Here is a 13,802-nt window from a genome sequence, read left to right as displayed (position 1 = left end):
GTGTGGACGGTCGCCAAGGACATGCCGATGACCACCCCGGCCTACGTGGTGGGCGGGTTCGGGATCGCGGCGATGCTCGGTGCGGCGGGGCTGCTGCTGAGGCGCTGCGGCGGGCGCGGCCCCCTGCTCCAGCGGGGACCCGCCACGCGTACGACGACGGCGGCGCGGCGTCCGCGACGGACGCTCGGTACCGGCCTCGGTCTCGACGGACGCGGACTCGCCCCGCCCACCGCGACGGTCCCGCTCGCCGCCACCACGCCGGTCGCGCTCCCCGCGACCGCCACGGCCTCCACGAGCACGACCGCCCGGCTCGCCCAGATCCTCCAGGACCTCGGCGTCGAGCCCTGCGCGCGTGCGCTCGGAACGCGGCAGGACACCCTTCGTGCCGGCCGGGATCTTCAGCTCCTCGAAGAGGTGCGGGGAGGTGGAGTACGTCTCCGGCGGGTCGCTGAAGTTCAGTTCCAGCGCCTTGTTGATGAGCTGCCAGCGCGGGATGTCGTCCCAGTCGACGAGGGTGATCGCCGTACCCGAGGCACCCGCGCGGCCGGTGCGGCCGATGCGGTGCAGGTACGTCTTCTCGTCCTCGGGGGACTGGTAGTTGATGACGTGTGTGACGTTCTCGACGTCGATCCCGCGCGCGGCGACGTCGGTGCAGACGAGGACGTCGACCTTGCCGTTGCGGAACGCGCGCAGCGCCTGCTCACGGGCCCCCTGGCCGAGGTCGCCGTGGACCGCGCCGGAGGCGAACCCGCGGCGCTCCAACTGCTCGGCGATGTCGGCGGCCGTCCGCTTCGTGCGGCAGAAGATCATCGCGAGCGCGCGGCCCTCCGCCTGGAGGATGCGGGCGACCATCTCGGGCTTGTCCATCGAGTGCGCGCGGTAGACGTGCTGCGCGATGTTCGCGACGGTCGCGCCCTCGTCGTCCGGCGAGGTCGCGCGGATGTGCGTGGGCTGGGACATGTACCGGCGCGCGAGGCCGATGACGGCGCCCGGCATGGTCGCCGAGAACAGCATCGTCTGACGGCGGGCCGGCAGCATGTCCATGATCTTCTCGACGTCGGGCAGGAAGCCCAGGTCGAGCATCTCGTCGGCCTCGTCGAGCACCAGGCACTTGACGTGCTTCAGGTTGAGCTTCTTCTGGCCCGCGAGGTCGAGCAGCCGCCCGGGGGTGCCGACGACGACGTCGACACCCTTCCTGAGGGCCTCGACCTGCGGCTCGTACGCGCGACCGCCGTAGATCGCGGTCACCCGCACGTTACGGACCTTGCCGGCCGTCAGCAGGTCGTTCGTCACCTGCGTGCACAGCTCGCGCGTGGGGACGACGACGAGGGCCTGCGGGGCGTCCGTGAGCGCCTCGGGCGCGGCGCGGCCGGCCTCGACGTCGACGGGGACGGTGACGCGCTCCAGGAGGGGGAGACCGAAGCCCAGCGTCTTGCCGGTGCCGGTCTTCGCCTGGCCGATGATGTCCGTGCCGCTGAGGGCGACAGGGAGGGTCATCTCCTGGATGGGGAAGGGGTTGATGATGCCGACGGCTTCCAGGGCCTCGGCGGTCTCGGGAAGGATCCCGAGATCTCTGAACGTCGTAGTCAGGGTGCTGCCTCTTCTGTGTACGCGGTGCGAGGCGAGCGCGGGGGTCTTTGACGGACCGTGCCGGGGACGTCGGCTGCCTTACGGACCAGCCGTAGGGCACGGGACCTCTGCCGACGCTCTAGCGCTCGTACCGCTGAGGGTCCCTCCGGACGGTCCGTACGCGATGTGCCGTACGAAACAGGAGGGCTGTCGGGTCGGAGCCGATCGGGCCAGCGACCGGGCATCCTCATACATGGGCCTGCGAAGTACGGGGAGGTACCAGCAGGCGCATTACCACCATACCCCGGATTCGTGCACATGCGACGGCCGATTCGGTCACGTCATGGTTCTTACCGGGTCGGGCCCCGAGAACTGTCCGTATCCCTCAGGGTCTTGACCCTGAGATCCGTCGGGGATCACGGCGTCCGGGCGGCGGGACTATTGTGCGTTTCATGACGACGTCTGACCACGCCAACGAGTCCGCCGAAACCCCCGAGCACACCGGCATCGCCGCCCAGAACTGGGACGAGGCCGCCACCGAGCCGCAGTACCGGGCCGCCGTGGTGGACCTCCTCGGAGCATTGGCCTACGGCGAGCTCGCGGCGTTCGAGCGGCTCGCGGAGGACGCGAAGCTGGCGCCGACGCTCGCCGACAAGGCGGAGCTGGCGAAGATGGCGTCCGCCGAGTTCCACCACTTCGAGCGGCTGCGGGACCGGATCACCGAGATCGGCACGGAGCCGACGGAGGCCATGGAGCCGTTCGTCGCCGCGCTCGACGGGTTCCACCGGCAGACGGCCCCCTCCGACTGGCTGGAGGGGCTTGTCAAGGCGTACGTCGGTGACTCGATCGCCAGCGACTTCTACCGCGAGGTCGCCGCCCGGCTCGACTCCGACACCCGCGCGCTCGTCCTCGCCGTCCTCGACGACACCGGGCACGCCGGGTTCGCCGTCGAGCGCGTACGGGCCGCCATCGACGCCGACCCGCGCGTGGGCGGACGCCTCGCGCTGTGGGCGCGGCGGCTCATGGGGGAGGCGTTGTCGCAGTCCCAGAGGGTCGTCGCCGAACGAGACGCCCTGTCGACCATGCTGGTCGGAGGGGTGGCCGACGGGTTCGACCTCGCGGAGGTGGGGCGGATGTTCTCGCGGATCACGGAGGCGCACACGAAGCGGATGGCTGCGCTGGGCTTGGCGGCGTAGCGCTCTGCGGGGGGTGGTTCTGGGAGTTGCGCGGCTGCGGGCCTGTTGTGGTCGGCACGCCCGCGCCTCTTCCGGCTACGCCGGGATCGACCGGCTCCTCAGCCGGCCCGCTGACGGGCGCAGCAGCAGGGAGAGCGACGCCGTGCCCACCACGGCCGCTCCCAGCAGGCTGGGCAGGAGGCCGGAGGCGAAGGCCGTGTGGGTGACGAAGTCGCCGAAGAGGGCTCCGGCGGTGCCGGTCGCGAGGACCAGGGCGGGGGCCGGGAGGCGGTGGGGGAGCCGGCGGGTCGCCGTCCACGCGAGCGCGAGACCGAGCATCGCGGAGGCGAGCGCTTCGAGGATCATGTGGGCCCTCCCGTACGGCCGTCCCGTGCACCAAGGTCGTAGCCGTCTTACCCGTGACCTGCGGAATGCAATCCTCCCCTGTGCGGGGGATGTGCTCCGTCCGTGTCCCGGCCGTGCTGCCGGGTGCCTTACGCGCCGAAGCCCACCTTGCGGGGAGCCGGCTCGCCGAGCTCCACGTAGGCCAGACGGTCCGCCGGGACCAGGACCTTGCGCCCGTGGTCGTCCACGAGGCTGAGCAGCGACGACTGGCCCGCCAGTGCCTCGGCCACCGCCTTCTCGACCTCCTCGGCACTCTGACCGCTCTCCAGAACGATCTCGCGGGGTGCGTGCTGCACGCCGATCTTGACCTCCACGGCTATGTCCCTCCGACGGTCAGTGAGGTGCGCGGGCGTCCGCGCCGTACGCTGCACACATTAGCCCGGTGAGGGGACGGACACGGCGCGGGCCACCCACGCCAGGAGCGAACACCCACCGGGAACAAAAACGCGAGCTGTGACGTCGGTGCGCGTTCGAAGGCGATCAGTGCGCGTCCGCGCCCGCCTGTTCCGTGCCGTGCAGCGGGAACCCCGCGATACCGCGCCAGGCGAGCGACGCCAGCAGCTGCACCGCCTGGTCGCGCGGGACGCTGCGGTCGCTGTGCAGCCAGGAGCGGGCGACGACCTGCGCGAGCCCGCCGAGGCCGGAGGCCAGCAGCATCGACTCCTGCCGGGACAGGCCCGTGTCCTCCGCGATGACGTCGCAGATCGCCTCCGCGCAATCGTTCGTCACCTTGTCGACGCGCTCGCGCACGGCCGGTTCGTTCGTCAGGTCGGACTCGAAGACCAGCCGGAAGGCGCCGCCCTCGTCCTGGACGTACGCGAAGTAGGCGTCCATCGTCGCGCGCACGCGCTGCTTGTTGTCCGTCGTCGAGGCGAGCGCCGTGCGCACCGCCTGGATCAGGGACTCGCAGTGCTGGTCGAGAAGCGCGAGGTACAGGTCGAGCTTGCCCGGGAAGTGCTGGTAGAGCACCGGCTTGCTGACCCCGGCGCGCTCGGCGATGTCGTCCATCGCGGCCGAGTGGTAGCCCTGTGCCACGAACACTTCCTGGGCGGCGCCCAGCAACTGGTTCCGTCGGGCACGGCGCGGCAGGCGCGTGCCTCGCGGGCGCGTGGCCTCGGTCTGCTCGATGGCTGTCACGCCGCCTCCAAAAGTCGTCCACATGCGGTGTGCTGTGCTGGCCGCGCCGCCATCGTACTTTTCGGTAATCGTGGCGTGCGCGGTGCGAGCGCAGAATTTCACGGACCGGGCGGTGGGAAAAGCCGTGCAGAAGTGACGTGCGGGGTTTCGGCCCGGCACGATCCGGGCATACGAGGCGCCCGGGGTCGGCTGTACGGCCGGTTCGGGGAGGCGCGGTGGGGGCTCCAGGGGCCCGGGAGGGGCTCGGGCTCAGCGGTAGTCGTCCTCGTCCAGAGCTACCACCCGGGCCTGCTCCAGCAGGTCCGCCTCGGCGCCGCGGTCCGGGTCGACGTCCTCCAGGGAGTCGTCGCCGTCCGGGGTCAGCTCCGTCCGCTGCTCGGCCGTGTCGGTCTCGGGTGCCTCGACGTCGTCCTGTCCGCCGTGCTCGAAGCTGTCGGGATCGGTGGGATCGATGGCCATGACGGGTCTCCCTCCACGTGCGAGTTCGGGGTCGCGTCGCTTCCGAGCCTAGGAGACCTCCCTTCCGGACGCCATGCCGTGTCACGCGTGCGCGACAGGTGGCGCCGGCCGACCGATCCCGTTCACGTCTGTTCGGTTCCGCGTCCCCGCTGTGCGTTCTTTCACGCCTTCTGTGATGCCGATCGCGCGGACGCGCGTGTGATCGTCTCGTAACATTGCCGCATGTCTTCGACCGAGGTGCCAACTCCGCCGCCCGTCAACGCCTTTCCGAAGGTGTTGCCCGTCCGGGTCGCGGAAGGCGAGCGCCTGAGGTCGGTCCGGCTTCCCGGTACGACGCTCTCGGTCCGTTCCCGTCCTCCCGCGCGCGAGGGGCTGCCTCCGGCGCTGTACGTCCACGGTCTGGGGGGTTCCTCGCAGAACTGGTCGGACCTGATGCTGCGCCTGGAAGGTGTCGTCGACGGCGAGGCGGTCGACCTGCCCGGCTTCGGCGACTCCCCGCCGCCGGACGACGGCAACTACTCGGTCTCGGCGCACGCGCGCGCGGTGATCCACCTCCTCGACGCCTCGGGGCGCGGCCCGGTCCACCTGTTCGGCAACTCGCTGGGCGGCGCGGTCTCCACGCGCGTGGCGGCCGTCCGGCCCGACCTGGTGCGCACGCTCACCCTGATCTCGCCGGCCCTCCCCGAGATCCGCGTCCAGCGCACCGCCGTCCCGACGGGGCTGCTCGCGGTGCCCGGGGTGACCGCGCTGTTCAGCCGTCTCAGCCGTGACTGGACGCCGGAGGACCGGGTCCGGGGCGTCATGGCGCTGTGTTACGGCGATCCCGCGCGCGTGAGCGCGGAGGGGTTCCAGGCGGCCGTCGAGGAGATGGAACGGCGGCTGCGGCTGCCGTACTTCTGGGACGCGATGACGCGTTCCGCGCGCGGGCTCGTCAACTCGTACACCCTCGGCGGCCAGCACAACATGTGGCGCCAGGCCGCCCGGGTCCTCGCGCCGACCCTGCTGGTCTACGGCGCCCGCGACCAGCTCGTCGGCTACCGCATGGCCCGGCGGGCCGAGCGCACCTTCCGGGACTCCCGTCTGCTCTCCCTGCCCGACGCCGGGCACGTCGCGATGATGGAGTACCCGGAGGCCGTCGCCGCCGCCTTCCGGGACCTTCTCGCGTCGACGGACGGCGCCGGGGCGGACGCGGGGGGCGACGACGTGGTCTCCAGTGACGTGGTCTCCGGCGCGGATTCGGGGAGCTGAGGCGGGTGGGGCGGCACAGTCGGCGCGGGCCGGCGCCGAAACCGGCGAAGAAGGGGGCTGTGCCTTCGCAGGGTGCGGCTTCCTCCGGAGGTGCCCCCACGGGGGGTGCGCCGGGGGCCGGGGAGCGGCCTCCGCTGCCCACGCGGAACGCCGAGGCGTCCTGGTACGAGAGCGGTTCACCGTCCACCGGGCCCTATCGGGGCAACGGGGCGCCTCAGGGTGCTGTCGCCCAGGGGGCGCCTCCGCACGGTTTCCCTCAGCTCGACGGCACGCCCGCGTACGGGTTCCCGTCGGTGCGCGGGGGACATCCCGAGCAGCGGGAGGCCGGGGGCGGCTGGGGGGCGTTCGGTGAGTCCGGGGGGCGGCCCTCCGCCGTGCCGAGGCCGCGGGTCGGGGGTGGACCGCGGCAGGAGTATCTGGACGCGTTCGGGGAACCGGCCGTACGTATGGACACGACCGCTCGTATGGACACGGCTGTCCATATGGACGTCGATCTCATCGACCGGCTTGACCGGCGTGACGATGTTGATCGTGGCATCGACCACCCATCGGCACCGATCAAGCCTGTCCAGCCGGTCAACCCCGGTGATCAAGTCGATCACGTCGATCACGCCGGCCCCGACACCCCGGCCCCGCAGAAGAACACCAAGAGCCGAGCCTTCACCGGCATCGCCGCGGCGGCCGTCACGACCGTCCTCGCGGTGGTCGTCGCCGGACAGATCACCTCCGACGACCGGGGCGGCGGCAAGGCCCGCCCCCAGGCGCAGGGCGGCCTCTCGGCCGAGGCGGGCGCGGGCACGGCCGGGGGCGCCGCCGGTGTCCTGCCGACCCCCTCCGTGCCGTCGGACGTGAAGCCGCTGTCGTACGACGAGCGGATGAGCGCGAAGTACCCGATGGCTGCGGACCTCAAGGGCTCGGGGAAGTTCGACGCGGTCCCGGGGGTCGAGAAGGCGCCCGGGAAGGGCCGCAAGTTCACGTACCGGGTGGACGTCGAGCAGGGGATCGGGCTGGACGGCGGACTGTTCGCGCAGGCCGTGCAGAAGACCCTGAACGACGACCGGAGCTGGGCCCACGACGGTGCCCGCACCTTCGAGCGGGTCTTCACCGGACGGCCGGATTTCGTCATCACCCTCGCGAGCCCCGGCACCACCGCCTTCTGGTGCGCGAAATCAGGCCTCGACACCACGCAGGACAACGTCTCCTGCGACTCCGCGGCCACCCAGCGCGTGATGATCAACGCGTACCGCTGGGCGCAGGGTTCGAAGACCTACGGCGACAAGATGTACGCGTACCGGCAGATGCTGATCAACCACGAGGTGGGCCATCGTCTCGGCAACGGGCATGTGACGTGCGACAAGGACGGCGAGCTGGCGCCGGTCATGCAGCAGCAGACGAAGTTCCTGGACCACGACGGGATCCACTGTCTGCCCAACCCGTGGGCGTACCCGGCGAGTTGACAAACGGCTCATTAGTCACGTTGACATGCGGACCGATTTTCGTTCATATTTCTGCCCATGTGGTCTAGTCATGTCGGAGGCAGCGCGGCGATCGAGCTCGCGCTCATCGGCGTGACCGCGCTCTGTGTAGCCGACATCCACTGTTGCTGACGCCCCGCCCTCATGCGTGCGCGCGTCGGATCACCCGCGTTATCCCGTGACCTGGGTCACGTTTTTTCGACTCTTCGCCGCCGGGGCACACGTCTGTCCGTGATCGTCTCACTCCTCGTCAATCTGTCTCGTATTTCGGGACGACTGTCGAGATATGGGGTGACCGGATCAAGTCGGTCAACTGAATCAACCCCACTGTCAACACACTCAGCCCGGTCAACCCGACCGGTCCGGTCGATCGAGAGGCCCCCACCGATGCGTCAACCGTCCGTCAAAGCCCGCCGCGTGGCCGCGGCGTCCGTCAGCCTGGTCGTGGCAGCGGGTGTCGCCGCCTGCGGGCCGGAGGACAACGGCGCCAAGGACTCCGGCGGCGACTCCACGCCCCACAAGGGCGGCACGCTGACCGTGCTCGACTCGAACCCGCAGAAAAACCTCGACCCGGCCCGCCTGTACACCTCCGGCGGCGGCAACGTGCCCTCCCTGATCTTCCGCACGCTCACCACCCGCAACCGCGAGAACGGCGCCGAGGGCGCGAAGGTCGTCCCCGACCTCGCCACCGACACCGGGCGCCCCAACAAGGACGCGACCGTGTGGACGTACACCCTCAAGGAGGGCCTCAAGTACGAGGACGGCAGCCCGATCACGACCGCCGACATCAAGTACGGCATCGAGCGCTCCTTCGCCCCCGAGCTCTCCGGCGGCGCCCCCTACCTGCGGGACTGGCTGGTCGGTGCCGCCGACTACCAGGGCCCCTACAAGGACCCCAAGGGCCTGTCCGCGATCGAGACGCCGGACGCGCGGACCATCGTCTTCCACCTGAACAAGCCGGAGGGCGAGTTCCCCTTCCTGGCCACGCAGACCCAGTTCACGCCGGTCCCGAAGGCCAAGGACACCGGCACCAAGTACGTCCAGCACCCCATCTCCTCCGGCCCCTACAAGGTCGTCTCGAACGACAACAACGGCGAGCACGTCGTCCTGGACCGCAACCCCAACTGGTCGGCGGCCACGGACGCCGAGCGCAAGGCGTACCCGGACAAGATCGACGTGCGCTCCGGCCTCGACTCCGCGGTGATCAACCAGCGGCTGTCGGCGTCCCAGGGCGCGGACGCCGCCGCGGTCACCGTGGACACCAACCTCGGCCCGGCCGAGCTGGCGAAGGTGACCGGCGACAAGAGCCTCGCCGCGCGCGTCGGCACCGGTCACTTCGGCTACACGAACTATCTCGCCTTCAATCCGAAGGTGAAGCCGTTCGACAACCCGAAGGTGCGCCAGGCGATCTCCTACGCCGTCGACCGCTCCTCCGTGATCAACGCGGCCGGCGGCTCCGCGCTCGCCGAGCCCGCGACCACCTACCTGCCGAACCAGAAGTCCTTCGGCTACACGCCGTACGACCTGTTCCCGGCCGGTGAGACGGGCAACGCCGCCAAGGCCAAGGAGCTGCTGAAGGAGGCGGGCTTCCCGAACGGGCTGACCGTCACGCTGACGCATTCCAACGAGAAGAACCCCGAGACCGGCCCGGAGATCGCGACCGCGATCCAGGACGGACTCAAGAAGGCCGGCATCACCGTCAAGCTCCAGGGCCTGGAGGACAACGCGTACTCCGACACCATCCAGAGCGTGAAGACCGAGCCGGGCCTCTTCCTTGCCCACTGGGGTGCCGACTGGCCCTCCGGCGGCCCCTTCCTCGCCCCGATCTTCGACGGCCGCCAGATCGTCACGGACGGCGCGAACTTCAACTCCGCCCAGCTGAACGACAAGTCCGTCAACGACGAGATCGACGCGATCAACAAGCTGACCGACCTCGACGCCGCCGCCAAGCGCTGGGGCGCACTCGACAAGAAGATCGGTGAGCAGGCGCTGACCGTCCCGCTGTTCCACCCCGTCTACAAGCGGTTGGTGGGCAAGGACATCAAGAACGTCGTCATCAGCGACTGGACGGGTGTCCTCGACATCTCCCAGGTCGCGGTCAAGTAGTCGACACAGACAGTCAATGGCGATCAAGTAATCAACATGAGTCAGGCACTCCACGCCACCGAGGCCCCCGGGACGGACATCGCCGTCCCGGGGGCCTCCGGTGCCCGTCAGTTCTGGCGGCGGCTGCGCGCGCAGCGTGCCGCCATGGTCGCGGCGGCCGTCGTCGCCCTCCTCGTCCTGGTCGCGCTCGCCGCGCCCCTCCTCACCGCGCTGGAGGGCCAGGACCCCACCACCTACCACCCCGACCTGGTCGACTCGGCGCGCGGCGGCGTCCCCCTCGGCTCCTTCGGCGGCGTCAGCGCCGATCACTGGCTCGGCGTCGAACCGCAGACCGGCCGCGACCTGTTCGCCCGCCTCGTCTACGGCGCTCGCGTCTCCCTCGGTGTCGCGCTCGCGGCGACCGTCGTCCAGGTCGTCCTCGGTGTCGTCGTCGGCGTCACGGCCGCGCTCGGCAACCGATGGGTTGATCAACTGTTGAGCAGGATCACGGACATCATCGTCGCGATGCCGCTGATCATCATGGCGCTGGCGCTGCTGGCCGTCGTCCCCGCGAGCTTCCCGCGCCCGGTGCTCGTCGCCCTGGTCATCGGATTCGTCGCCTGGGGGACGGTCGGGAAGATCGCCCGCGCGCAGACGCTCAGCCTCAAGGAGCGCGACTACGTGGCCGCGGCCCGGCTCAGCGGCTGGAGCACCTGGCGGATCGCCCACCGGGAGCTGCTCCCCGGGCTCGCCGCGCCGGTCATCACGTACGCCGCGCTGATGGCGCCCGCCAACATCGCCATCGAGGCGTCCCTGTCGTTCCTCGGCGTCGGTGTGAAGCCGCCCACGCCGTCCTGGGGACAGATGCTCACCTCCGCCAACATCTGGTACCAGACGGCCCCGCAGTACCTCCTGCTGCCCGCCTGCGCCCTGTTCGTCACGGTGCTGGCCCTCATGGTCCTCGCCGACGGCGTCCGCACCGCCCTCGACCCGCGCGCGGCCTCCCGTCTGCGCGTCGGGACGGGCCGCAAGCAGGAGACGAAGGCCGAGACCGTGAAGGAGGCCGCCCAGTGAACGGCCTCGCCGGATTCCTCGTGCGCCGCGCGGTCGGCGTCGTCCTCACGCTGATCGCCCTCTCGGCGGTGATCTACGTGGTCTTCTACGTCACCCCCGGCAACGTCGCCCAGATCACCTGCGGCCCGCGCTGCTCGCCGGAACAGGTCCGCCAGGTCGCCGAGCAGCTCAAGCTCGACGACCCGCTGTACCTGCGCTACTGGGACTTCCTCCAGGGCATCGTCGCCGGCCACGACTACTCGACCGGGACGTCCGTCGAGCACTGCTCGGCGCCCTGCCTCGGCATGTCGTACCAGAGCGGCCAGCAGGTCACCGAGACGATCCTCGGCAAGCTCCCCGTCAGCCTGTCGCTGGTGTTCGGCGCGATGGTGCTGTGGCTGGTCCTGGGCGTCGGCACGGGCGTGCTGTCGGTGTGGCGGCGCGGCCGGTTCACCGAGCGCGCGCTGACCGGCGTCACTCTCGCCGGGATCGCCATGCCGGTCTTCGTCATCGGCCTGCTGCTGATGATCGTCGTCTGCGGGCAGCTCGAACTGCTGCCGTTCCCGCAGTACGTCAATTTCTCCGACGACCCCGAACAGTGGGCGTGGAACCTCCTCCTGCCCTGGCTCACCCTCGCGCTCGCCGAGGCCGCCTACTTCGCGCGCCTCACGCGGACGTCGATGCTGGAGACCCTCGCGGAGGACCACATCCGCACCTTCCGCGCGTACGGCGTCGGCGAGCGGGCGATCATCGGACGGCACGCCCTGCGCGGCGCGCTCGCCCCCGTCATCGCCCTCAACGCCAACGACTTCGGCAGCGCGGTGGGCGGCGCCGTCCTCATCGAGACGCTGTTCGGGCTCCCCGGCATCGGGCAGGAGCTCGTGCACGCGGTCAGCGTCGTCGACCTCCCGGTCGTCGTCGGCATGGTCCTGGTCATCGGGTTCTTCGTGGTCCTCGCCAACGCCTTCGCGGACGTCCTGTACGCGGTGGCCGACCGACGGGTGGTGCTCGCGTGAGCCTCGTGGAAGTCAGCGGCCTCACGGTCGAGTTCGGCGCCCTGAAGGCCGTCGACAGCCTCTCCTTCACCCTCGCGCAGGGCGGGGCGCTCGCTCTGGTCGGCGAGTCCGGCTCCGGCAAGTCCACCGTCGCCTCGGCGCTGCTGGGCCTGCACCGGGGCACAGGCGCGCGCGTGCGCGGCTCCGTCACCGTCGCCGGGACCGCCGTCCAGGACGCCTCGGACGAGGATCTGCGGCGCCTGCGCGGCGGGAAGGCGGCGATGGTCTTCCAGGACCCGCTGTCGTCCCTCGACCCGTACTACGCGATCGGCGACCAGATCGCCGAGGTGTACCGGGTGCACACGCGCGCGGCGAAACGTGCCGCACGCGCGCGTGCCGTCGAGGTCCTCGACCGGGTCGGCATCCCGGACGCGGCCCGCCGGGCACGTTCACGGCCGCACGAGTTCAGCGGCGGCATGCGCCAGCGCGCGCTGATCGCGATGGCGCTCGCCTGCGAACCGGACCTCCTGATCGCCGACGAGCCCACCACGGCCCTCGACGTCACCGTCCAGGCCCAGATCCTCGACCTGCTGCACACGCTGCGCGAGGAGACCGGCATGGGCCTCCTGCTGGTCACCCACGACGTCGGCGTGGCCGCCGAGAGCGTCGACGACGTCCTCGTCATGCGGCGCGGCAGGCTCGTCGAGCACGGCCCCACGACGGACGTCCTGAGCGCCCCGAAGGACGCCTACACGCGTGAGCTGCTCGGCGCCGTCCCGCGCGTGGAGACGCGTCGCACGGGCTCCGAGGCGACCGACGACGTCGTCCTCGAAGCCACCGGCCTGCGGCGCGAGTTCGGGCGCGGCAGGAAGGCGTTCAGGGCCGTCGACGACGTCTCCCTGACCGTCCGCCGGGGCGAGACCCTCGGTGTCGTCGGGGAGAGCGGCAGCGGCAAGACCACGCTGGGACGCATGCTGGTGGGCCTCCTGAAGCCCACGGCCGGCGAACTCCGCTACGACGGGCGCGCGCACACCCGTGTGGACCCCGCCGTCCAGATGGTCTTCCAGGACCCCGTCTCCTCCCTCAACCCCCGCCGCAGCGTGGGCGAGTCGATCGCCGACCCGCTGCGCGCGCGGGGCGAGAAGGACGAGAAGCGCATCCACGCGCGCGTGGGTGAACTCCTGGAGCGCGTCGGCCTCGAAGCGGCCCACTACGACCGCTACCCGCACGAGTTCAGCGGCGGCCAGCGCCAGCGCGTCGGCATCGCCCGCGCGCTCGCCGCCGACCCCCGGGTGATCGTCTGCGACGAGCCGGTCTCCGCGCTCGACGTGACCACCCAGGCGCAGGTCGTCGCCCTCCTGGGCGAGCTCCAGCGCGAACTCGGCCTCGCCCTCGTCTTCATCGCCCACGACCTCGCCGTCGTCCGCCAGGTCAGCGACCGGGTCGCCGTCATGCGCGGCGGGCGGATCGTCGAGGAGGGGCCCGCCGACGAGGTGTACGACACGCCGCGCGAGGACTACACCAAGCAGCTCCTGGCCGCCGTCCCGGCGCTCGATCCGGGGGTCGCCGCCCGCCGGAGGGCCGAACGGCGGGAGCTGGCCGCGGCCTGAGCCCACCGAGCGCCCCAGGGTGTCGCCCTGGGGCGCTTTTGTGTGATGTTCGGTCCGCCGCCCGGTGACCGTGTGATTCCTTAGCGCGACAGAACGCGACCCGCACGGGAAAGTTACGGCCGTTCACCCCTTTTGGTGGTGCGACGGACAACCGTCCGCCGCACCCCCGCCTTGTCCGCATACGTTCTTCCCGCTGCGAGCCGTCGGGCCAACGACGGCTCCCTGAACGGGAGATCGGGGGTGCGCTCGTGCGCATCGGACTGCTGACGGAGGGTGGCCATCCGTATGTGAGCGGTGACGCCGGACTCTGGTGCGACCGGCTCGTGCGCGGGCTCGGACAGCACCGGTTCGACCGCTACCCCCTCGACCTCACCCACCGCGCGGACGACGGGATCGTCCACGGCCGCCGCACCCGCGCACGCTTCCTGGAGGCGTACGGCGACCTGGTGGCCGCCGTCTGCACCGCATCCCCCTCCACCGCCCAGGCGGACCGTTTCGGCAACGCGCTGTACGCACTCGCCGACCTCGCCCGCGACGAAGGCGGACTCCCCGGCGCGCTCCGCTCCGAACAGGCCGTGCGCGCCCTCGAAC

14 protein-coding genes are annotated in these 13,802 nt (G+C 71.0%); 9 read left to right on the top strand and 5 right to left on the bottom strand.

Going from position 1 to position 13,802, the window contains the following annotated elements:
- Nucleotides 1-1,497, bottom strand: a 1,497-nt coding sequence (locus ACVNF4_RS22790) for a DEAD/DEAH box helicase (RefSeq protein ID WP_461804724.1), incomplete at its 3' end; no start/stop codon positions are given.
- Between the two features lie 515 nt (nt 1,498-2,012).
- Between ACVNF4_RS22790 and ACVNF4_RS22785 the strand changes: the two genes are divergently transcribed.
- Nucleotides 2,013-2,765, top strand: coding sequence for a ferritin-like fold-containing protein (locus ACVNF4_RS22785; RefSeq protein ID WP_461804723.1), 753 nt, complete (start codon nt 2,013-2,015; stop codon nt 2,763-2,765).
- A gap of 75 nt (nt 2,766-2,840) precedes the next feature.
- Here ACVNF4_RS22785 and ACVNF4_RS22780 read toward each other — a convergent pair whose 3' ends face one another.
- The 4 genes from ACVNF4_RS22780 to ACVNF4_RS22765 form a co-directional block, all read right to left on the bottom strand.
- Nucleotides 2,841-3,110 (bottom strand): hypothetical protein, encoded by a 270-nt coding sequence (locus ACVNF4_RS22780; RefSeq protein WP_461804722.1) that lies wholly within the window; start codon nt 3,108-3,110, stop codon nt 2,841-2,843.
- Between the two features lie 128 nt (nt 3,111-3,238).
- Nucleotides 3,239-3,463, bottom strand: a complete 225-nt coding sequence (locus tag ACVNF4_RS22775; protein ID WP_461804721.1) for a DUF3107 domain-containing protein — start codon at nt 3,461-3,463, stop codon at nt 3,239-3,241.
- A 166-nt stretch (nt 3,464-3,629) separates the two neighbouring features.
- Nucleotides 3,630-4,286, bottom strand: a complete 657-nt coding sequence (locus tag ACVNF4_RS22770; protein ID WP_461804720.1) for a TetR/AcrR family transcriptional regulator — start codon at nt 4,284-4,286, stop codon at nt 3,630-3,632.
- A 249-nt stretch (nt 4,287-4,535) separates the two neighbouring features.
- On the bottom strand, nt 4,536-4,745 hold the full coding sequence (locus tag ACVNF4_RS22765; protein ID WP_461804719.1) for a hypothetical protein: 210 nt from the start codon (nt 4,743-4,745) through the stop codon (nt 4,536-4,538).
- A gap of 222 nt (nt 4,746-4,967) precedes the next feature.
- Here ACVNF4_RS22765 and ACVNF4_RS22760 point away from each other — a divergent pair, with 222 nt between their 5' ends.
- From ACVNF4_RS22760 to ACVNF4_RS22725, 8 genes are all read left to right on the top strand, one after another.
- A complete protein-coding gene (locus ACVNF4_RS22760) occupies nt 4,968-5,993 on the top strand; it encodes an alpha/beta fold hydrolase (RefSeq protein ID WP_461804718.1) in 1,026 nt (341 codons plus the stop codon).
- Nucleotides 5,994-5,998: 5 nt separating this feature from the next.
- On the top strand, nt 5,999-7,450 hold the full coding sequence (locus ACVNF4_RS22755) for a DUF3152 domain-containing protein (protein ID WP_461804717.1): 1,452 nt from the start codon (nt 5,999-6,001) through the stop codon (nt 7,448-7,450).
- Nucleotides 7,451-7,507: 57 nt separating this feature from the next.
- Nucleotides 7,508-7,600 (top strand): Ms4533A family Cys-rich leader peptide, encoded by a 93-nt coding sequence (locus ACVNF4_RS22750; RefSeq protein WP_461804716.1) that lies wholly within the window; start codon nt 7,508-7,510, stop codon nt 7,598-7,600.
- 255 nt (nt 7,601-7,855) lie between these two features.
- Nucleotides 7,856-9,574, top strand: a complete 1,719-nt coding sequence (locus ACVNF4_RS22745) for an ABC transporter substrate-binding protein (protein ID WP_461804715.1) — start codon at nt 7,856-7,858, stop codon at nt 9,572-9,574.
- A 36-nt stretch (nt 9,575-9,610) separates the two neighbouring features.
- Complete coding sequence (locus ACVNF4_RS22740) at nt 9,611-10,627, top strand: ABC transporter permease (RefSeq protein WP_461804714.1); 1,017 nt, start codon at nt 9,611-9,613, stop codon at nt 10,625-10,627.
- The gene (locus ACVNF4_RS22735; RefSeq protein WP_461804713.1) at nt 10,624-11,622 is read left to right on the top strand and encodes an ABC transporter permease; all 999 of its coding nucleotides are present in this window, start codon (nt 10,624-10,626) and stop codon (nt 11,620-11,622) included. Before ACVNF4_RS22740 ends, ACVNF4_RS22735 begins: the two co-directional genes overlap by 4 nt.
- Entirely contained in the window at nt 11,619-13,211 is a 1,593-nt protein-coding gene (locus ACVNF4_RS22730) for a dipeptide ABC transporter ATP-binding protein (protein WP_461804712.1), read from the top strand. The genes ACVNF4_RS22735 and ACVNF4_RS22730 overlap by 4 nt, the downstream gene beginning before the upstream one ends.
- Nucleotides 13,212-13,459: 248 nt before the next feature.
- On the top strand, nt 13,460-13,802 hold a 343-nt coding region (locus ACVNF4_RS22725; protein ID WP_461804711.1), incomplete at its 3' end, for a DUF3492 domain-containing protein.

The sequence above is a fragment of the Streptomyces sp. S6 genome (genome assembly GCF_054880855.1).
The sequence above is the reverse complement of the archived record's forward strand: the minus strand, read 5'-3'. Positions and strand labels throughout refer to the sequence as shown.